Genomic DNA, 21314 nt, shown 5'->3' on the forward strand with positions numbered 1-21314 from the left:
CTTATGCATAGTCAGCAGGTCTTCGTAGAACTCTGAATGGATTCATTGGTCTAATATCGTAACCAGGATGCTGTGCTTGGGCAATATCTACTGCTGCTTGCCATAGCGGATGAGCGTCCTGCCAGAGGGGATGCCTTTCGATCAGGATTTTCCGTACATTTTGCCCTTGCTTCACATAGCCTCGTAAGTTCGCAAACTGCACTGGATTGCCATATCCTAAGTTTTTGAGAATAGCTGGGACAGGAGCATTATTACCCTCCAGCAAATTCCTCCAAGGATTTGTTGCTCCATTCCAGTCCGAAACTAAGTCAACAGAAGCATTGGGTGATGTGGCAATCCGTGCCATGTCTAGTGCCAGCCTCCAATCCAATAAACCGTGATAGGGCAAGTTGCCGAAGTCTCTTAGGCATAAGTTGCATGAGGTATCGCACTTACTGCCGTGAGGCTGTGCCCCATCAGGATCAATAATAGATGCCATCCATCGTTGGGCAATGCTATCTGGATTACCTGGTTCTGACAATTGCAACAACTCAGCGAACTCCCCTGGTTGTGCCAGTAGTCGGCAATATCCGGCTCCATTCTCAAGCTGGTCACATAGAAAAGCTTGTCCAATAGGCTGACCATTTGCTCCGGGCAATGAGCGGAATCCTGCTTGTAGCTCAAGGGCATCTACATCTAATCGATAGCCGGCAGCAATCCTTAACCAGAAAGCGAATGAGTACCAGGCTGCCCGCCCCTCAACAGTTGTTGGGTCTGCAAACACTCCGGGTGACCACTGATCGACATTAACCAGCAAGATATCAGTCTTGCGCCGTGAGATGAGTGCAACACGATAAGAGTTTCCAGATACCGTTACCGAGTCCCCTGAATCATCAGGATCAGGAGCAACAGCATATGCTCCAGGTTTTGGAGAGCCGTACACTCTAGTATCTCGATAGAAATCAAAGCCACCTCTGCCGTCATTGTCGTTAACAGAGAGGATACGATCGCTTAAGCTTGCTACAGAGCAATTACCGACCTGTGCTGCATCTTCGACTTCTGCACCAATGCTCAGGGTAGGACGGGTTGAACGGGGTTGCCATTCAAATTGCCCATCAAAATCTTCAGGCTCCAAGTCTGTAAAAAATCCTTTTGGCTCTCGAACATCAAGGGGGCGGAGAGATGGAACATTAAAGTTACAGACTGGACAGGTTTGCTGTTGAGGTTCGCGCCCTCCTGGTAAGGGATCAGATAATTGGGGTAACGGGACAACTGCCTGACAGTGTTCGCATAACCCAACGGGATTTGGGTTTCCAGATGGCAACGCAGGATACAGCCCTGGCTCAACTCGGAAGATGTTTCCAACAGGTTTAAGCTGAACTACCCCGATCGCTGTATGAACCGCCTTATCTTTGACTGTTTGTGAACCGGGAGCAAATTGGCTCAAGGCTATATCGAGATCGCGATCAATCACGCCCTCTGGCGATCGCCCTGGTACTGTTCGATTGAGCCAACGAGTATAGAGCGATCGCACCCTGGTTGGGAAACCAAACATAGGCAGTAGTCCTGCGTTGGCAAGACGCTCACTCAACGCATCTTGGGTATAAGAGTCATCTTGAGCGATCGCAGTAATCTCATCCGCCAACTCATAACGCAGATAGTTCAGCATTTCATGACGGAAATCTTCACCTGTTTCGCCTTGCCACGGTGTTTCTAGGCTTAGGGCTTGCAGAATTTCGAGGATAGTTGTTTCGTTCTGCGAATCCTGAAGCCAATCCTGAATATCAGGTGCAAATGCTGGAATACCCTGCTCCTCATCTCCTAACCATTGGGTGATCGTCCCAAACTCACCGTGTACGTTATCGCCCGGATTAACATCGGTTAGTAGGGCGGTCTCTGCAAAAGCTTGACGTAACACCTCTTTGATTAAAACCCGTTTGAAAATAGGCTCGCTCTCCATATCTACATAAGGCGAAGGTGGAGCATCACCTGTAATGCTCTCTGGGCGTTGATAGTAGAAATCATCATGGCTTCTTCCTCGGCAGAAGGTAATTGCCAAAGACACTCCACTAGCACGTCTGCCCGCTCGACCCACTCGCTGTTGGTAGTTAAACCGTCGAGGTGGCATATTTGCCATCATCACAGCATTTAACGACCCAATATCAACTCCCGCTTCCATTGTGGTCGTGACACTCAACAGGTCAATCCCGTAAACCTTCCTCATTGAAAGTTCGTTAGCGACAAAAACCTCCTGAAACCATCGCTGACGTTTGGGTCGTTCATCACTGTCGGTTTGTCCAGTCAATTCCTCACAATTCATCCTGAAGCAAACAGCATCAGCCCGGTCAGTCAGGGCTGTGTAGTAGTCGAAATCCGTTGGGGTTGGACTTGGTTGCACAGGAGTAGGTTGGCTACACTCAGGACAATTCCTGACGTTGTGCAAAAAGAATGCGTTGCACTGCGGGCAGCGATAGCCATTGGGTAAACCATCACCGTTTAGAGTAGGAGGGACTAAAGTTAAGCGATCGGGCGCTAAAACTAATCCGTTTGTAGAAGATATGCCTGCTCCCGATTGCAATAACTGTTGCTGTACATCTACTTCAGCATTGCCAACTCTGGCAATAAAGTCTCGGCAGTAGCGACGCAAAGTGTTTTCTTGCCCAAGCTGCACCCAGGAGGAATAATTATGGAGATTGCGGACTCCTAGTTGCCGAATTACTGCATCGACAGTACTGATCAATGCTGGAGAAGGGGTGTTTTGCGGACGGTAGCTAATCCATCCTTGTCCTAACCCTTCCAACGTCCTAGCAATGTGAGGGAAGAGCGCATACATCAACTCCTCCATCAAAAGATTCTCCAATCGGGTGATATGTCCTAGCTGCTCTGGACTAGCGTTAACGTTGTTAACAGGTACAGGATTAACCCAGTCATAACAAGTAAACCAGGGCAACCACGTTCTATCGCCCGATCTGTAACGCTTTGCTCTAAACGTTGAACCACCCGGACAAATACCAACTTCCAGTAATTTATCCCGAATTGTTCTCCTCAAGCTTGCTAAAGGAATGCGTCCAGGATAAAGCTGTAATAACTCAATCCACTCTCTACGAGCATTTTGGTCATTAGGTTGCATTCCCATAATCCACATTAAAGCTTCAGGAATTAAGCGCATATTGGCAGCGCTAAACCTCTGTTGACCTAACATATCCTCTGGGCTAGGTGAACCCAATGGTATCAATTCCGTATATAGATCGGGATTCAGAGCTTGCAGTGTGGATAGATTGAGGGGATTAGAGAAGAATGAAACTCTGAGCCAAGAGACTAAATCACGCCAGTACTGCCGGAACGATTGAATCAAGGCAAGACGAGACATATCTCGATAATGGTCACGCTCCATACCCGCCGCTAGTTTCGCTGCATCTTGGCGGCTATCGGAAAAGATTACAAGCTTACGCGAGGGAGATGCACCGCCCACCGCAGAACCCATTTCCCGCAACGTAGCACTCGCTAAAACCTGACAAGCCTTTTGAAACCCCGTTCGATGGCTCCGTAAAGGTGTTTTAAAGGTTTTGCGATTGCGATAATCAGAATCACACCTGGGACATTTAGTAGGGAATGCAGGTTCTTTGTTAATGTCAACAGATTGTAATCTAGATCTGCGTGTAGATCGAGGTTCAGGTATTGTATAGACCCAACCGGGAATTGTACCTCGTGAAGGTCTAGTCCCGATCTCCAAAAGACCTGTAGTAGGTTCTAAAAAAGCTTTGCTCCATTTTCGCTTAACATCATTGATTTGCCATTCAGGATCTTGCGGTTCAATTCCAGGATCATGGGGCTGCGTCCAGAAGATGGCGTATTCTCCATATTTTTGTCCCAGGCTTATACGATCAGGAATACCTTCTAAATCCGGTTGGTCTGCGGTAAGAACGAGAAATTTACCTCCACTTGCTGTACTGAAAGGGCGTTTATAACCACCCAAAAATACATCGCCACAAACTTCACAGACAACTAAATCTAAGACTCGTGAGCCACAGGAACACGAAATCCGATGAGTATCATGAATTGCTCCAATCGTTGGTCGGATCCTCGGGTCTGCTTGTGATCGTGCTTCCTGATTAACCAAAACATCAGTACACTCCGGATTGCTACAAGCCCAGAGGTTTTGTAGGTTATGAAAGAAGAGATGTCCTCGAACGGGTTGAGGAGAACGCCCCGTAGCAGGTTGTTGAGACATTCCCATTGCTAGGAGCAAACCGCGCATTGCATTGGACGCGATCGCGTCCTTAAGAGAATTGGCACCAGGAAATAGCTGTTGATCCAACCTTTGTATCTGGGCTGGGCGAACAGTATTATCTGTTGCGACTGTTTTACAAGCATCTCTTATAGCATCTGGAACTTGAACGGCAGTCAGTGCTTCTCCTAGTCTCCGATAAGCTAAAACTCCTGGAGTGTTAGTTTGTCCTAAACGACTTGCCAGTTGGTTCATTGCGACCTCAGCACTGGCTGGATCAGGGGGAACAGAAAATCGGTTGGTCTGCTGACTAATGTTTTCAGCAAATTCTTCAAATGCAGTTCGGTATGGAATTAAAAATGTTCTTGAACCTGGTGTTGGCTCTGTTTGTTGACTGCCAATGAACTCAAATTGATCGCGTCCAAAAAACTCACGTAAAAAAGTACGTCCATCAGCATTATTTTCTAAACTGGCTGTCGTTGTCAGAATCCGCAGCTTTGGTGAATCAGGAGTTAACCCAAGGCGGTAAAGCAATAAGCGTAGGACATAAGCAACCTCTGTACCTGGAGTTCCTCTATAAGCATGAAGCTCGTCAATGATTAAAAAGAATTCTCGTTCTGGGTGCCCTGGTTCTGCTAACCATTCTCTAGTTTGCTCAAAAATATTGTTTTCAATGCTCCGCATCATCATGATGTTTAGCATTGAGTAGTTAGTGATTAGAATGTCAGGTGGAGTTTCTTGCATATCCCAGCGTGACCACATTTCACCTCCATCTAATCGCGGGAAGTAGTATTGCAAGTCAGGATTGCTATTGGGATCATTTTGCAAGGCATTCATTACATCTTGCCGTTGTTCCTCCATTTCTCGAAGGATGCGGCGTAGGCGATCGCTGCTTTGAGGTGTCTCCCTACCTGATACGGGAGTTAGCCCTGTGTAGCGCCCGAAAGTAATTCGGTTGCCACCGCGTTGATGGTCTAACCATTGATGAACTTCATTGTCGTCCAATGCTGTTCGTAATCTACGCAGTTGATCTTCTACAAGGGCATTAAGAGGATACAGAACAACTGCTCTTAGGGCATGAGGACGGTTTGAATGTGCCCATTGAGATACTCGCTCGCCTCTATCAGCCCACCAGTGCCGATTGGTAGTAGAAGTACCAATCGGACTCCAGGTAGCTGATTCCCTTGCTAATTGAGCAAATAACGGTAATAAAAAGCACTCTGTCTTGCCAGAACCTGTTCCAGTTGTCACTACGATGTCGCGATGGTTCCGAATAGCTTCATTTAAGCTTTGCCACTGGTGACGATACAGTTCAATATTCGATGGAAATAGCTTGCGACCAAGTGGGGCTAAATCTCTAAACTCAGATGGCAGTTGTTGTGCAGCCGCAGACAAATTTAACCCTGACGTGGGATAGATGGGCACTGTTTCCACTAAAGGTGGCTGGCTTAGAACACCACGACGCTCTAAAACGCGATCGCGCTCCGCACTTAAAACACTAGAACGTAGAGGAAATGCACTCTTGATGTAAAGACGGTAGAGCCGTTCGAGACGTTCGTAAGCTCCTAATAAATCATGCACAGGCAGATTCCTCTTCAAAACTAATGTGTAATTTATCTGTTAGTTGGCGAGCAAGCTGTGGATTGATCGATTCGTAGATTAACCAGCCGTTGTTATAGGTTGGCAATCTTCCAGATGCCAACACCAAGGGACGTTCATACAATTCAACCCATCGCTGGGTAAATGGGATGGCGAGTTGAGAAGTTGTAGAGTGATACCGAGCTATCAAAGGCATACCCAAATCGTGAAGGGCAAGAAATCGCAAACCGTACCAATCGCCTTGGAGCCAGCGATCGCTTCCTTTGTCGTAAAACAAGGTGTAGCGCGGATGAGGATCGGACTCTTCACCCCAAAGCTGATACAGTCCTGTTTCTCCTTGAAATATGCAATCCACAAAGTTAGTACCGTCGAAACGTTTAACTTCGTAGCTATGTGGTAAGACTCCTGATAGGCTAGCCAATCCCTGTTTCCATATAGCCATATCAGGCAAAATATCTGAGAGGCGGGCTGTTGCTCTCCCAGCATCTACAATTTGATAGCGATCGCTTAACTGTTTAATAGCATTGTAGAGACCATTAGAGCTAGGCAGTCTAAGTCGGATACAAGGTGGGGCAATATTGCCAGGTTGGTCAATTGAACTTAAATCGCCATAATTCTTCAATTCTTCTATCAACTTTGCATTGCGTTGACCGCATATTACGAACTCTGAAGATTCCTGCTCTGTTCCAATTACAGCAATAGTAGTAGGAGTTGTGGACCACCGAGAACCATTAGCTGAAGATTCCAGATGTCCTAGCAACTTGAGGCGACGGAGAATTCTTCTAGGTTCTTGTAACCTTAAAGCCTCACACGCTTTTCTGAAAGCATCCCACGTACCACTACCAAGGGCTGACAGCCAATACAACAATTGCTCGTACTTCAAGGAGTCTATTTGGGAATTTTCAGTTATTTCAGAAGGCTGTGTTCCTAGCAAATCAAATGGGTTAGATTCCCTAACAACTGGCGTAGGGTTGTAAGGAAGTTGAGTGGTATAAGCATAAACATCATGAGCAACACCCACCATCGGTTTGATCTTCTCATAAGTAAAGCCTGTAGTACCCTTGATTGGAGCGCGAAAGAACTTAAGGTGTAATAGCTGTGATTGTACTTCTGGAGGTACTTGCCCGACTACAGAACTTTCAATAGCGATGAAGAAATAGAATTGCTTTCGAGGTTTTGCTCCTTTCTCAATCCGTAAAACTGGAACAAATCCACTAAGATTGTGGCTTTGAACTTGTTGAGAAACAACGGTGACCAGTTCTTTCGGATTACCGAGGTAGGAGAAGCCTTTATACCACCGTTGCACTACCATTGCTGTGACCCTCAGCTTAACTAACTGGTTGATTAACAGGTTCGATCAAACTTCCACAAACTTGCCAAGAGCCGATTACAGTTTTCTCTCTTAAAACGGGCACTTGAATAGGCAATTCTTCCCAATCAATAATTCTGATTAATCTTTCCGACAAATCTCCTCCACTGCTGGCTTCAATCAGATATTCTCCTGCTTTACTCCAATTAATCGACAACTTCTTGTTAGCTTCGACTGACTGATCTAATACCTGACAATCTGTGGAGAGCCGTGTGATTTTTATATTTGCTTTTGGATGAAAACTAGAAATAGTTACCTTCGGACCCTGTCCCACAAGCCATCCTCCTAGACCAGGCACCCGTAACCCACTAGAAATATTGATTGAAAGAGACGTGGTAGGACTCAACGCTTCATAAAGTTCACGATTTTGAATGAAAACACCTGACCAGGAAGCAGAAACAACCATACACTGATGAAGCTCTATCCAGTTTGGATTGCCTTCGACAGGGCACGGTTCTCCATACCATTCCAATAATTTTTCGTCCCGAAGCAGTTGCAGGTCTTTTAGAAGAGATCTCTTACAAAGAAGAATAAATTTATCTCCAAGAGATGGCGGCCCCCAGGATGCAAAGACTGATGTATCCACGTCTTCTGGATCAGGCACAAGCAGCCAAAATTCCCGTTGGGGAAGAATCAAATTTTTAACTTCGTGAGAAGCAACGATCGTATATCTGATACCAGCCTCTATCTCTTGAACATCAGTAGGTAGAGAAGGGGTGTACCAACCTGGGCGATCGCTATGAAGAGTCTGGACTTGGTTCTGATACTGAACCTGAAGGTGTTCCAGATTCAAACCACGGATTTGCTTAGGATAAAGATAATACTCAACATTGCCAAGAAAAGGATCTTCAACACGGTAGAGACCTGCAAAAATATTGCGTGCAGAAGTGCTTGGGGAAATTTGTCCTTTGTATTCCTCTACCCCCTGCTCTTGGAAATTTTCATAAACATAATGTATTGCTTCTGCAAGAGCAGAATGGCGTTGCCGGTTTCCCTCTAGAAGCCTCTTCAAGTGTCTGGTCAATCTAGGGGCTTCATGCCGTACTCTTGAAAACAAAGCCTCTGAATCCCACTTAGCCTTCCAACTTTTATCCTGAAAAAGATTTCTCAATCGCTCCTTATCAGCGACTCTCAGCAGGGATTGAGATATCGGATATTGAATGTAGGTTGTTGACCCCTCTCCTCTAGAAGCAGACGACAGAAAGCCTTGATTGTTCAGCCATCGCTTCCACTGGAGCCAAAACTCTTCTTCAATACCTATATCTAATCCTAGTGGACGACCTTCTTCTGAAGTTGGTAACTTCAAAATTTCCCGAAAACGGCGGAAGTAATTATTTTGATCAACGGATTCTCCTTCAGCCATGCTGTAAGCAGCTAAAACCATTGCTCCCAAAAAAGCAACACATTTCGGTAAGCCAGCAGAATCAAATCCCCATAGGCTACTCAGATCAAGAGTTGTGCCTCTGACAACTCGCTGTCGAACTGCTTTGCGAAAATCTTGACTCCAAGAATCTCCTTCTAGGGCTAGGGAGTAGAATCGACCGATGTAATTTAGAGCCTCATCATCCACGCCCAAGTAAACTCGACTACCACGAGGCACCCCGCTCAAAAAATACGATGCGATCGCTGCATTCCAACTCATATAGTCAGCCATCACTAATTTCCCTATGAATAGGGATTTGAGATTTAAGGCTAGATTTACATTCCCTCAAAATTTTAACGTGGCTCATGTGATCGTTTATACGATAACTAGCAAATCAGAACATTCCTTAGTTAATCCTTCTCTAAGATGACCTTGATCAGCATGTGTACGCAGAATTTTTTCTAATCTTCACAATTGTTGGGTACAGCGACAATCTTTATCTGAACTTGTAGCAAGACCGCAAGAGCCGCAAATCAATAGGAATCAGCATCTACTGACATGAATAATGATGTCGAAGGTATACAGACAAATTTTGTAATACCAAAATTATCTCCTCTAAGTCCTATCGATAAAGATATGGCTAACTATCACGAGTCTATGAGGTTTTGGTGCAAGTGCAAAACTTTCTAAAGTTGAGATACAGACCCAACTAGTTGGAGGGATTGAGACTATTTAACCGTCTTTTGCTGCTCACTCATACCGTGCCAACCATGCTAGTGGAAAAACGCGACGACCTAATATTTCACACTCCACAGCAACCTTTTGCTCCTGGATTGTATTTACGGTCCAGATAGCCTTTAGTTCAGTAGGCGGACGATTACTGCCCTCACCTGCTAAAACAACGCGATCGCCAACTTGAAGTTTGGCGTCAGTAACTAGGTAACAAATCCTCGTAGACGCAATAATAGATGCGGCCTCCAGGGTGGTAACAACGTTAGTAACATCGGGTAACAACTCGACTAAAGTTTCATTGGAATCCTTGCTACTATTACCTTTGCGTGAAATGCACTCTGTAGTAACATCAGAACCAAACTCAAACGACTGCTTCTTAGAAGTTCCAGCAGTATTGTTATTCATTGTTACTGTGCTGTTAACCCGGTTGTTACCAGATTTCAGACCAGATACAGCAAGGCTTTGAGAACAATTGTTACCACCGTTACCGTCATTTTTCTTAATCCGAATTGCATAGGCTTTACCTGCTGCATCATTGTCGATCGCGTGGCCTAGATCAACCACTTGCTTCATGAATCTTCTTGCTGCCTCAGCTTTGGGTTTCGGCTTACCAGACCACCAGTGGGTCACATCCCTTGCTGTAAGCCAACCCCGACCTCTGAACCGCGCAATGAAGCGAACGATTCTAGAGGTTTCTTCATACGAAACAACACCAGCCGCAGCATAAATGAGCCGAGTTTGCCCAATCGACCACTTTGTAAAGGCGATCGCAGATTGTAGTAGATCATTTGGAATAACTGGCTCCGGGATGCGACCTGCGATTACAGCATTAAGGCAGTGAACAACGAGCGCAATTCGAGCCGCCCTTTCCTTGCTTTTTGGATAAATCGCTCGCAGAGCCGGATTTGGCTCATTGACATTTTTATCCTCACAGTAGTTGTGCCAGTTTGCCCAAATGTTTTGCCCACGTCGGTCAAAACGATAGGTCGTAGCTGGTAGCGACTCCAATCCCTGATAGAGGCTTTTCAACAATCCGAAGAGATTGGAGTGGACTCCTCCCCCTGGCGCGGGCATCTTCGTGAGCGGTAGCGCAATCCAAAGAAATCTCGCCCAGAATCCATCAACCTCGTTGAGATCGCCCATGAGCTTCTGCAACACACAAGGTTGAATTGTTCCTGTCAGACTGATTGAGGTTCGGGTTAAGGAAACCCGGCTTCCTGCCTTGCGGTTGACTTTGATCGCTCTACCGTCATAAGCCGACAAGAACTTTTGTCGATCGTTGCCTCGTCCGCCCGAGCGGTACTGATTGAAGCCGTTGAAAAAGCCTGCAAACTCGTCGATCGGAATGACGATTCCCCGATCTGGTTGGGTGCCTAAGCAAGCCGCGATCGCCTCCATGGTTGCATCTTGCAGAAAATACTCTCGTTGAACAGGAGGAGCCGGTTTATTTTCGCGTTTCTCCTTGGGGCAACTTTGCCAGTCTTCCAATTCTTCCTCATACTGCTTAGATTCAAGCTTATAAATCTCATCGGCTTCAGCCTGCAAGTCTTCTAGGGGGCTGAGAAGGGTATGGAAGATTGGCGATTTGTTGGCTCCAGACTCACCTACAAGTCCTGTCCAGAGGATTGGGGGGCAACGATATTCTAAATCTGCATTAATCTCTAGCTGGGTACCAACTTGCAGCAGAGAAGCAGCAACTGGTAACAAAAGCCCTACAAATGCTTCCAAAGGGACGTTGAACTGTTTTGCCCGGTGCGCTAGTGGAGTTGTGAGATAGGGAGAGAGCAGCCCTTCAATTGGAGCACGTTGCTCCGCCAGGTTGACAAAGCTTTGAACTTCTTGAGCCAGTTCCTCAACATCTTCATTCGACTCAACGGCAGATAGCTGTGCTGTGTGGAGTACACTTTTTTCCTCGCTCATAGTTGTCGTAGGGCGATCACCCCGGCTCCCTTCAAACGGCGATCGCCAACCGTGCTGTTTTGCCAAATCACCCAATGTCCCCAAGCCAATGCCTTTGGCAGGCTTAAAAGACTTCCACTTTGTTTCGCAGACGCCTGGTTCGTAGTTGCTAGCCCCCCTACTCCAGGCATCCCAATCAGCCAATAAATCGTCACCAACTGAATGCAGTGCCATACCAACGTGAAGCCAAGTGTCATAGTCCTCAGCAGGAGGAATCGCGTCCAGATAGGAACGTGCCCGACCCTGATCAGTCCAGGTATGGGAATCTGATCGATTGCTGAATTCCGCTGGAGCAGGCTTGTGTAGAGGAATAGCCTCTAACATTTTCTCAATCATCCACTTCGGAGCCTCCGCCACCTCACATTCTTGAGGGGACTGCCCTGACAACCAACGATAGGAGCCAGTAGTCGGATGGTATCCCGCCATAACAGACTGGCTTCCATCCCATCGAAACTCCAGTTGTTCGGGCTTGCCATCTTCGCCCTTGGTGCCAGTGAAGATTTTCCTATTAGAGAGCACGCCCCAGAACTGCTCAGGAACCTTGTAGATCATCTGATAACGTCCTTCTCGACCAGACGTTACGGCTACCGTTTTCGGCAGTGCCTCAGTGACAGACTGACCTGAAAGCTCTTCAATGAGAGGGTCACAGCTTGCGCCATCGTGATCAACAAACAGGAGACCTCCTGACGGGGTGCCGCAAAGGACTCCAACTGCCGACCACCAAGCAACTGGCGGGTGAAAGGCTTCCCTCTCTTTGGGTTGAACCAAAAGCGATTCAAATTCTCCCGTTTGAACTGCCTTCTCAAAGTCCGCTTGAGTCAAAGGCAACTTTGTCCAACCTTTTCCCAAAGGTGCTTTGTTGGCTCCTACAGCAACCAGTGCCCATGCTTCAGGCAGCGTCTTCACCGCTTCCAAGAGTTGCTGAGGCGTAGGTTTGGGATTGCTGCTAGGATAGTTACCAGAAAATGTTTTTTCAGAGCGATCGCTGCTTGCAACGGCGATCGTTTTTGTGTTCGTTTCATTCATCATGCATCTCCTCCGCCGTTTTTCGACGGATTATCAGAATTCAAATTAAGGTTGCTTGAGCATTGCAAGAAGCCGTTGGCGCTCCCCAGGTGATAACTGTCGAATCTGTTGAGCGATTTCTTCAACGGTGAGCGATCGACCGCCCATGAGGTTGGCTACAGGCTCGCCCATTGCCAACTTCAAGACCAATTCTTGAGCGGGGGCAACCTTCTCAAACTGAGGGCGGCGATCATAGATTTCGGTCTGCATCTTCGTGCTGTGATGCATAGCATTTGCCAAACTTTTCATTACCTCATCGGAAGCACCATGGCGCTTCAAGTAAGTGATGAGCATGTGCCGGATCAAGTGAGAGGTTGTGAGTTTGCCAGTTAGGCGGTGGGTGGTGCGTCTAATGATGTTAGAAAGATCAGATGCTTTCTTATACGGCTTGCCATTCTCCTGAGTGAAGACGAAGTTGTGACTGGGAGAGAATTGATCTCGCCATTGATCCAACCAAGCCTCAAGATGGGGATATAGGATGTCAGGTACCATCAACCACTGTTCACCGTAGGTCTTCCCCGTCTTGTAGTCAGTCTTCATCAGGTGAAAATACCACTTCCCATCCTCCCTAGCCTCAAAGATTTCATTCTGATCAAGAAGACCTTTGACAAGCGTTTTGCCAACTTCTAGGTCGCGCAAGGTTCGCTGTCGATCGGGCGGCATATACCCTAACAAAGCGAACACTAAATAACGCTGAACACTACGAGCAACTGCTGTGGCTGATCGCTCCAAGCCATAACTATAGGTAAGGCGGCATTCCTCCTCTAAATGATGAACACACTTGAGAAACTCGGGCCAATCCAGCCACTTAAGAGACTCATCAGCAGCAGGAGGTACATTCTTAGCCCGCTCCTTTGCTTCTTTGAGTTCCTGACGCAGCATCAAAATAACGGGAATATCGCCATAATTTTTTGCTTTTAAGGAATCGGTCTCCTGAAAGTACTGAAATTTAGCGACAACCAAGAGCACCTCAACCACACCTTTCTCGGTTGAAGGATGAATCTGCCGTTCTTTTCGCAACCACTTCAAAATCGTTGTCAGGTTTTCCTGAGTTTGTTCTGCCGCTTCAAGAGCTGCCTGCTCAATTAGCCGGGCTTCATCATAGGTTCTAGCTCGACGCAAAGCTGTTTTACAGGGAGCGAAGCTAACTAGATGGTCTAGGTTTAACTCCTCGGCGGAAAGCTTTTTCAGCTTCTTCACTGCTCCCAGCAATCGATAAAGCATTGCCATACGTGGCATCGCTGTCTCAAGGCTGACCTTATTTCTGAAGCAATTGATATCAGAATGACGATTAACCATTGCATCGAGCAGGTTATCAAGCGCTTCACGTAAAGCAGAACTCATGTCTTCTGTGCCGAGAGCATAAGCTTCCTGACGAGTGCGAGTTGTTGTCCTAGGATATTGAACCAACTTCAATTGGTTTCGCAACTGCACCAAAGCGTCGATCGCCAGGTTCATTGATCTATCTTCTTTAGATGTTCTTTGTGTAGTCATAGTGGATGTATTCAGCGACATAAAAGAAAGCTTGCAGAGCAAATCTCAAAGTTGATTCCTTTCCCCCTAAATTGGTACGCATCCATTCGAGGTATTCTTCAGCTAACGCAACGACCTCCTTCGCTGCATCCCAATTGTGGATAGATGCAACTGGCACAATGTTGGTAAGGCTGAGGTCAGTTAACGCAACCCCTTTAACTCGATGCATCCAGCCAAGGACACCCAAGACTTCCCTGCGGTACCGAATACACGAACTGTCGTTGAGATAGGGTTGTCGTTGGGTTACTAAGTAGGTAGAAAAACTGCCTAGCTGCTGGCTCAAGTCCGACGAAATTTCTTGAGGCTTCAACTTATGCCAGTGCTCAACTCGTTTTTTGAAGATGAGCATTGTAGGGGTTCTGCTATTGGAAGAAGTTTCAACAGACTGTTTCCACCAGTCCTGCGATCGCCCCCAATCCAGCATTTGTTTCAATGCAGAACGATAAACTCTTCGACTGGCAGAAGAGACACGATCGCCAAATTTATCAAAGACCTGTTCCTGCGCCTCTGAAAGGTAAACAGCCTGATTAATAGAAATCTCCTCCATGAATTTCAATCCCTCATTCATTTCAGAGAATGACAAATTGCCATTCAACTTGAGGGGAAACCCATAATAAGGCAATGTATAACGAAAAAGACCAGTTTGTGTTTTAGCGATGATAGACTTCGCCTTCTCCTCTTCAAACTGGTATTCTATCCAGGCTTTGTAAAGCCTATAAAAATCAGCTAAAGTGACTACCTTTCTAAGATTTAGAATTCCCATTCTTAGCACCTTCTCTCTGAATATTTACCACAATTTTGAGTTTTTGAAAAGAAAAATAGAAGTTTTTATTACAACAGAATTAAGCAGTTCCCAGGGCAGGTTTGTAGTAATTTTACTCGGGTATTTCTGTAATAAAAATGAGCGAAATTGGCTTCACGCAAGGGTTCTACTAGTTATTGGAAAACGGTCAGTGTAATAAAGATTGAAATAAAGCCTTATTACGCAATTTCCTAAATAAGAGCTAAGCTTTTTAGGCAAGCTATATTAGCTCTTATTGAACTAAACAAGAAATATTTTGAGCCAGAATAAAGCTGGAAACAAAACCTGGCTTTACTGGTTAAACAGGGCATGGAAGATATACCGTTATTACTTGTTATCTAGCTCGATACTGATTAAGCCACGAGCAATTCGCTCAACCAATTCCGATTTAGAAAGATTCATAGTCTTTGCTAATTCTTCGAGTTGAGTAATCGCTGTAGGAGTTAGCGCAAGGCAGGCAGGTTTTTTTACCTCCGAGTACATCTCTGGTCTACCTCTGGTGCTTTTCATACCTTTTTTAGCCATTGTGAAAAGTCTCCATGGATTGCTTGAATTAGGTTTACTTGCGCTTAGTCTTTTCCTGATGAGATGGCAGCAAGGAGTGACAATACTCGATCGCTTTATTGTGTTCCTGCGGAAAATGTTGATTCTGAATTCGATCGAGAACCAGCGGGACACAATACCTGATCGTTCTCTGATTCAGACGTATCCAGTGGATGTTTTCGACAAGGAATCCACTCAGGCGATACTTTTTGAGCGTCTCTGGAGACAGCCCCGTCAAGCTAGACATCTCCCATTTGTCTGTAAACCGAAACTGATTCGTACTAGAAGCTGAAACTGTGCGTGTCATTCCTGAGAATCCTTGCAGAAAGCAAGAGACCGCCAATGCGATTGTTTTCGCGTTGGCGGTCTCCTTTGACGGTTAACCGATATTCTTGATAATTCTTTGGGAAAAGCTTGCGCAGATTTTTGCAGCCCTTCCTTCTTTATCTAAGAGAACATATAAAAAGGACTGCGTCAAGCATTTTTGTTTCTTTCTAGGTAGATTTGGACATCGATCGAGATAGTGATGTCTCAACCAGGTTCTTGAGAATAGCTACTCATAACCTTATGAGCCTTTATGGATTCACCTAGATGTGTCACGGGCAGCTAGGGCATTGCGTGTACAGCAGTTTTCATCTCACTGAGAAGGTGCCGGAGCTTGGGTCCCGCACCCCCTCCTTTACAATGGGGTGAGACTACCTACGTTGATGCAATGGTTCTCCTGGAGTGGTTGTTGCGACTGTTTGGTGTTTTTTGGATTCTGGGTGGACTCCTCACCCTGCAACAGGCACGGCAGTCCAATTTCTTTGATACAGCGCTGGAAAAAATCACGCAGAAACCAGAAGATCGACTGGTGACTCGATTTCTCTGGATTGTGGGCAGCTTTACCCTATGCAGTGGGTTGGGGTTAGCGTTGGCCAGCCGTTGGGCACTCCTGCCTCTGGCCCTGCTGCTGGTGGTGCAGGGCGTCTATTTCGCGACCCAATCCCGCCGCTTCGATCGCGCCCAAGACGCTGAGGCTAGGGAAGATGCCCAGATTTCCTCAACGACCCGCAATGCCTTCGGCGTATCGCTGGGAGTGGCGCTCGTTGCCATCATCGCCGTGAAGCTGGGTATTTTGCGATAGGAATATAGCTGATTGACTGACAAATCTCTCCAGTTTTTTGGGTGCGCCGTACGCTGCCACCGGGTTTGAGCCAATTATGTCCAATTGTGCCAGGCAGTCAGGTTCAAGTGTGTACCGATGAGGATATCACTACGGGTGGGTTGAGAAGACGGATCAAGAAACCTCAAGACAAGATTAATCTGCATCTGGGAGCCAAGCCAAAAGGAGATGAAGATGACCTACACACCCTCTAAGATCCTTTCCTTTGAGGATTTTCTAAGCCAGTACGGGGATGACCCACGCTATGAACTAATCGATGGTGAACTGCGCGATATGGAACCAACTGGACCTCACGAATCCACTTCAGGAAAACTGGCAGGGAGGTTATTCGCTGAGATCTTGCGTTTGAACTTGAGATGGACAATTCCCAAAAACTGCTTGATTCGCCCTCCTGGGACTGAAGCGACAGCCCTCCGTCCTGATGTCATTGTGCTGGATGAGGCTGAGTTGGCTCAAGAACCGCTTTGGGAGAAACAGCCGGTTTTAACCAGTGGTAAAGCGATTCGGTTAGTGGCGGAGGTCGTGAGTACCAACTGGCAGGATGACTATGCCCGCAAGGTGGAAGACTATGCAATGTTGGGCATTCCAGAGTATTGGATTGTCGATTTTCGGGGTTTGGGGGGAATTGCCTTTATCGGAAAGCCAAAACAACCTACGTTTACTATTTGCCAATTGGCAAGTGGGGAATATGCTCAACAGAAGTATCGAATGGGAGAGGCGATCGCTTCCCCTCTTTTCCCTGAGCTAAATCTGAGATTGAATGACATCATGCCCTAATCCTTGCCTCTGTTGATACTTCGACTCTCTACCCTTTAAAACTACGACGATCGCACAACTTATTGTGGAGAAGCTAGATACTCCACAATAAGATAAACAGCAAGAAGTACTTAATTTTGTTGAATTTTTGCGAAGTAGAATCAGTAGTTCGGAAACCCTTAAGATGGCTCACTCTCCAAAATCTGCCTTGGAAGCAGCTAGAGACTTGGTTGGATGCTTGGAAGGGGGACCAACTGATCTATCAATAAACAAGGCATATTGCCAGGGCTTTGGAGAAGAATGAAGCAACAAGTGATTTTAGACACAGAACCGCTAGTTGCCTTACTTGTTTAGATTTGCACAACTTCTCACAGTGGCAACATATGCTTTCCTTAATTTCCTTAAAGAAAGACTTGAGTATTCTAGGTTTTCCAAGGGTTTCAAATAAAATTGTTTCAAGGTACTAATGATTGTCTTTGACGGCTGAGATTGTTCTTCTGTCACTGATGTAGTGCTTACGACAGAACTCATTTGAAATACGGAAGTAGGAAGGTGACAACCATAATCTTCGTGCATGGAACTGGGGGTAGAAAAGAAGCCTATGCTGAAACTTTGCAGCAGATGGAGCAAGCCCTTCACAAACGCAGACCTGATGCTAAACTGGTTCCTTGCCTCTGGGGTGATCCTTTAGGGGCAAAACTTAACGCTGGAGGAGCTTCCATCCCTACCTACAAGGAATCACAAGGAGGGCAGGAGCTAACCCTCGAAGAGGAAAGCGTTCGCCTATGGGAAAATCTTTACAAAGATCCGTTTTATGAAATGCGGTTATTGGGGCTGAGACCTCTACAAGCGCAAAAATCTGTTCCTGGTCAAAGCACGCCTTCTCAGGAATTGAGAAGTAGGGTCGAATCCCTCTTAACCAATGCAGAACTACAGTCAAGGTTGAACGATTTAGGAATTGGTGCTGTTTTCAAACAGGCTTGTGAGGTGATCACAGGCATTAACTCTAGTCCATTCGGTCGGTTACTAGAAACAGCCTCTCGACCTTTAGATGGCGATTATGCTGCGATCGCCAGGGCTATTATCTCCGTGTCTCGAATCCTGTGCAAAGAACAGGAAATTTACCCCTGGCTATTAGTGGACGACCAACTACGGAATGAAGCAGTTGACGCAATCCAAAAGACTCTAACCCGCGATGAGAAATCAATGGGGGTTGTCTCAACTTGGACCAAGAGCCAGCTTACAGGATTGGCCTTTGGCTTCGGTACTAACAAAATCAGGCGGAAGCGAGGTGCTGTAACGGATGGTACTTATCCGTTTGCAGGAGACATCTTGATTTATCAAGCCAAAGGCGAAAAGATTCGTGAGTTTATCCGCAGTCAAATCGAGCACGAGCAAATCGAGCCACCTGTCGTTCTGCTTGCCCATAGCTTGGGTGGTATTGCCTGCGTTGATTTGCTAATCGAACGTGATCTACGAAACAAAGTTAAGTATTTAATTACGGTTGGATCACAGGCTCCCTTTTTTTACGAAATTGGTGCATTACAAACTTTGCCCTACGGTGAGCCATTGCCAGAGTTTTTCCCAAAATGGCTTAACATTTATGATTTAAGAGATTTTTTGAGCTATATCGGTGATTGTGAAGGGCTTTTTCCTGGAAAAGTTACCGATGTCCCGGTAGATAATAGACAGCCCTTTCCGGAGGCTCATGGGGCTTACTGGGCTAATAAACAGACTTGGGAGGAGATTGAAAAGGTATTGCCATGACTGCTGCCCCTATCCAATCAAGAAATGTGTATGCCTTAATTGTAGGGATCGAGAAGTATCAAGCTGGACCTGATTACGACCTCAATGGACCTGCCAATGATGCACTAAAGTTTGCAAACTGGCTATTGCAGCATGGCACTGAGCCAGAGCATATTTATTTATTCTTGTCTCCTCTTGAGCAAAATAAGGGGGTCTTGTCGGAGGCACAAACTAAAGGCTTTTTCCCATCTCCTGCAACCCATGACGCGATCGCCAACACGATTCGATCAAAGTTGACCAGTAAAAGCAGCCGAGGGGAGTTGCTTTATATTTTTTGGGGCGGACATGGCATTATTACGAAAACTGACGCAACCGTTCGACGGCTATTTTTTGCTGATACTGATGATGACACGAAATGGAATTTGAATGTTAACTCGCTTGTAGAAGCTTTAGGTACTTCGGCTTATGGAACTGGTTTTCCTCAACAAGTCTTTTTTATTGATGCTTGTGCCAATGCATTTTATCAAGGGCTAGCTCAGACGAGTCAAGGAGTTGCGGCTGGAGTTGAGTTTGCAACCAGTGGTGATGCTCAGCGGGCTGAACAATTCGTTCTGTTTGCTTCACCAGAATATGAGGTAGCTACCAATGATTCCAAGACGGGTACAGGTCATTTTTCTCAAGCCGTACTAGAGACTTTACAAGGACAGCCCTTGTTGCCAGATATGAGGATGCTGGTGGAGCATCTTCAATCCGATTTCCTGAGGAAACAGCAGATACCGCCTGCTTACTGGTTGAAGCTTCAAGATAATCAGATTGAGGCACTTCCGCCTAAGCCAGACCCCTCTCCCGTTAATTCAGCCCAAGTACTCAAATTGAAATATCTACAAAACAAGCGCAGTACCTTTGAGCAGCAACTTCAAACGGTTCAAGACGAACTTGATGCAACTGCTGATGTGACAGTAAAAGAGACGTATGAAAAGCGGCTAAATCTCCTATTCAAACAAATAGAAGAGGTCGATCAAGATATTAAAAAATTAAATCAAGGAAATGATTAGCAGTCCTCGATTGGAATACTTACTATCAAAGCGTAATAATTTTAACCGGCAACTTCAAACGGTTCAAGACGAACTTGATGCAACTGCTGATGTGACAGTAAAAGAGACGTATGAAAAGCGGCTAAATCTCCTATTCAAACAAATAGAAGAGGTCGATCAGGAAATCGAAATTCGACAGCAGGAGCTTCGGGAGCAATTGACAACAAGGGAGACTAATCGTCTTATTGAGATTTTAGAAGCTAACCAAGATCAATGGGAGACTTTTCAGCAGTGCTATCAAACAACAATCTTCCACTGGTCAAGTCGGGTTCAACGAACTGTGGAGAATGTGCAATCATTAGTGTCTGAACTTAAAAAAATCATTCAAGGGGAGTTATCCTACACGGCTCTAGAGGAATTTATTGCATATTTAATCGATAAAACATCAGAGCCCATTCTGGTCAGTGATCTTCAACAGTGGGGATCTCAATATCGACCGAATATTGATTGGGGACAGCTTTATAACCAGATTCAGTCTCAACAAAATCAACAGTTGGAAAACGTTCAACCCGCTATCTTAATTGCCATTATTCGTAGTGACGAGGCTTCTACCCAGTCTCAAGAGGATGCAACTTATTATCAGTTTAATGCTTGGTTAATAGAAGACGTTGAGAGGTATCAAAAGCAAAAAACAGGCTATCATCCTTTAGTCGTGACTGGATCTTCTGAAGCAAAACCTTGTTTGTTAGACGAACTGTTACATAAGATGCCCCGTTTTCTTAACACCTTCCTGGCTGAGCAGCGTAGTCTCTGTCCAAGCTGTGTAAACTATCCCCAAATCCATGTTTTTCTTCCAGTAGAGCTCTTGGATTTAGCGGCGGATAGCTGGCGACTTAATTCAGAAACAGATTTACGACCAGAATATTTGGGACATGACCACATTGTTGTAACTCGATGTGCGAATCGATATGAAGGTAGTTATAACAAGAGACCAAGTTGGCTGAGGTTGTGGAAACGATACCAGAATCTATTAAGAGAGTCTACTAAGAATGTCTTCGTCTCTGGTCATGACGGGGATTTAATTGCTCTTTTAGATAAGCTAAATGCGGTTATAAAGCCGGACAAGACGGATGACAAGATCGTCGGGTTGTGTATCACTCCGTCACCTGTAGACAGCAAAACACTGTTTCGTGAACTGTTAGGCTTTGGTTTACCGATCGTGGTTTGGACTCGCAACAACTTAAAAGACCAAATGATTCATGAAGCTCAGATGGCAGAACTGTTAGCTGCCTGCTGTTTAGAACAGTTGCCCGAAACGGTTAGAAGTAAGCGATACAATGCTCGTATTCGGGAAAACTCTCCTGATCGTGATATCGGTCATCATCTATCTTTACTATGGGACGATCCGGAGCTAGTTCCCCCCAAAACTGCCTGAGTTAGA

The 21314-nt window shown here is 45.8% G+C and carries 13 protein-coding genes; 5 read left to right on the plus strand and 8 right to left on the minus strand.

Features of this window, described 5'->3' with window-relative positions:
• Position 1: 1 nt before the first annotated feature.
• The 8 genes from NDA02_RS05445 to NDA02_RS05480 form a co-directional block, all read right to left on the minus strand.
• Positions 2-5602 (minus strand): DEAD/DEAH box helicase, encoded by a 5601-nt coding sequence (locus tag NDA02_RS05445; protein ID WP_348254538.1) that lies wholly within the window; start codon positions 5600-5602, stop codon positions 2-4.
• Positions 5603-5780: 178 nt separating this feature from the next.
• Positions 5781-7118, minus strand: a complete 1338-nt coding sequence (locus NDA02_RS05450; protein WP_348254540.1) for a hypothetical protein — start codon at positions 7116-7118, stop codon at positions 5781-5783.
• Between the two features lie 16 nt (positions 7119-7134).
• Positions 7135-8829: a hypothetical protein gene (locus NDA02_RS05455; RefSeq protein WP_348254541.1), complete on the minus strand. Its 1695-nt coding sequence runs from the start codon at positions 8827-8829 to the stop codon at positions 7135-7137.
• Between the two features lie 459 nt (positions 8830-9288).
• Complete coding sequence (locus NDA02_RS05460; protein ID WP_348254543.1) at positions 9289-12255, minus strand: DUF3987 domain-containing protein; 2967 nt, start codon at positions 12253-12255, stop codon at positions 9289-9291.
• 45 nt (positions 12256-12300) lie between these two features.
• Positions 12301-13752, minus strand: a complete 1452-nt coding sequence (locus NDA02_RS05465) for a site-specific integrase (protein WP_348254544.1) — start codon at positions 13750-13752, stop codon at positions 12301-12303.
• A 13-nt stretch (positions 13753-13765) separates the two neighbouring features.
• Positions 13766-14590, minus strand: a complete 825-nt coding sequence (locus tag NDA02_RS05470; protein WP_348254546.1) for a hypothetical protein — start codon at positions 14588-14590, stop codon at positions 13766-13768.
• Positions 14591-14956: 366 nt separating this feature from the next.
• Positions 14957-15154 (minus strand): hypothetical protein, encoded by a 198-nt coding sequence (locus tag NDA02_RS05475; protein WP_190794779.1) that lies wholly within the window; start codon positions 15152-15154, stop codon positions 14957-14959.
• Between the two features lie 34 nt (positions 15155-15188).
• Positions 15189-15479: a hypothetical protein gene (locus NDA02_RS05480; protein ID WP_242067615.1), complete on the minus strand. Its 291-nt coding sequence runs from the start codon at positions 15477-15479 to the stop codon at positions 15189-15191.
• Positions 15480-15884: 405 nt separating this feature from the next.
• On the opposite strand from NDA02_RS05480, the gene NDA02_RS05485 reads away from it, so the two are divergent.
• The 5 genes from NDA02_RS05485 (at position 15885) to NDA02_RS05505 (ending at position 21308) form a co-directional block, all read left to right on the plus strand.
• Positions 15885-16298 (plus strand): hypothetical protein, encoded by a 414-nt coding sequence (locus NDA02_RS05485; RefSeq protein WP_190794780.1) that lies wholly within the window; start codon positions 15885-15887, stop codon positions 16296-16298.
• A 213-nt stretch (positions 16299-16511) separates the two neighbouring features.
• Entirely contained in the window at positions 16512-17114 is a 603-nt protein-coding gene (locus NDA02_RS05490; RefSeq protein WP_190794782.1) for a Uma2 family endonuclease, read from the plus strand.
• Between the two features lie 531 nt (positions 17115-17645).
• Entirely contained in the window at positions 17646-18860 is a 1215-nt protein-coding gene (locus tag NDA02_RS05495; protein ID WP_190794819.1) for a hypothetical protein, read from the plus strand.
• On the plus strand, positions 18857-19894 hold the full coding sequence (locus tag NDA02_RS05500) for a caspase family protein (RefSeq protein WP_348254548.1): 1038 nt from the start codon (positions 18857-18859) through the stop codon (positions 19892-19894). The genes NDA02_RS05495 and NDA02_RS05500 overlap by 4 nt, the downstream gene beginning before the upstream one ends.
• A 10-nt stretch (positions 19895-19904) precedes the next feature.
• Positions 19905-21308, plus strand: a complete 1404-nt coding sequence (locus NDA02_RS05505) for a hypothetical protein (RefSeq protein WP_190794817.1) — start codon at positions 19905-19907, stop codon at positions 21306-21308.
• The last annotated feature ends 6 nt before the right edge of the window (positions 21309-21314 follow it).

Source organism: Leptolyngbya sp. ST-U4, assembly GCF_039962215.1.
In the GTDB taxonomy this organism is placed as follows: domain Bacteria; phylum Cyanobacteriota; class Cyanobacteriia; order Elainellales; family Elainellaceae; genus Leptolyngbya_A.

Bases quoted from the DNA above. Each gene is read 5' to 3' on its own strand.
- NDA02_RS05450 (WP_348254540.1), bottom strand. From the start codon at position 7,118: ATGGTAGTGCAACGGTGGTATAAAGGCTTCTCCTACCTCGGTAATCCG.
- NDA02_RS05455 (WP_348254541.1), bottom strand. From the start codon at position 8,829: ATGGCTGACTATATGAGTTGGAATGCAGCGATCGCATCGTATTTTTTG.
- NDA02_RS05460 (WP_348254543.1), bottom strand. From the start codon at position 12,255: ATGAATGAAACGAACACAAAAACGATCGCCGTTGCAAGCAGCGATCGC.
- NDA02_RS05465 (WP_348254544.1), bottom strand. From the start codon at position 13,752: ATGAACCTGGCGATCGACGCTTTGGTGCAGTTGCGAAACCAATTGAAG.
- NDA02_RS05470 (WP_348254546.1), bottom strand. From the start codon at position 14,590: ATGGGAATTCTAAATCTTAGAAAGGTAGTCACTTTAGCTGATTTTTAT.
- NDA02_RS05475 (WP_190794779.1), bottom strand. From the start codon at position 15,154: ATGGCTAAAAAAGGTATGAAAAGCACCAGAGGTAGACCAGAGATGTAC.
- NDA02_RS05480 (WP_242067615.1), bottom strand. From the start codon at position 15,479: ATGACACGCACAGTTTCAGCTTCTAGTACGAATCAGTTTCGGTTTACA.
- NDA02_RS05485 (WP_190794780.1), top strand. From the start codon at position 15,885: ATGGTTCTCCTGGAGTGGTTGTTGCGACTGTTTGGTGTTTTTTGGATT.
- NDA02_RS05490 (WP_190794782.1), top strand. From the start codon at position 16,512: ATGACCTACACACCCTCTAAGATCCTTTCCTTTGAGGATTTTCTAAGC.
- NDA02_RS05500 (WP_348254548.1), top strand. From the start codon at position 18,857: ATGACTGCTGCCCCTATCCAATCAAGAAATGTGTATGCCTTAATTGTA.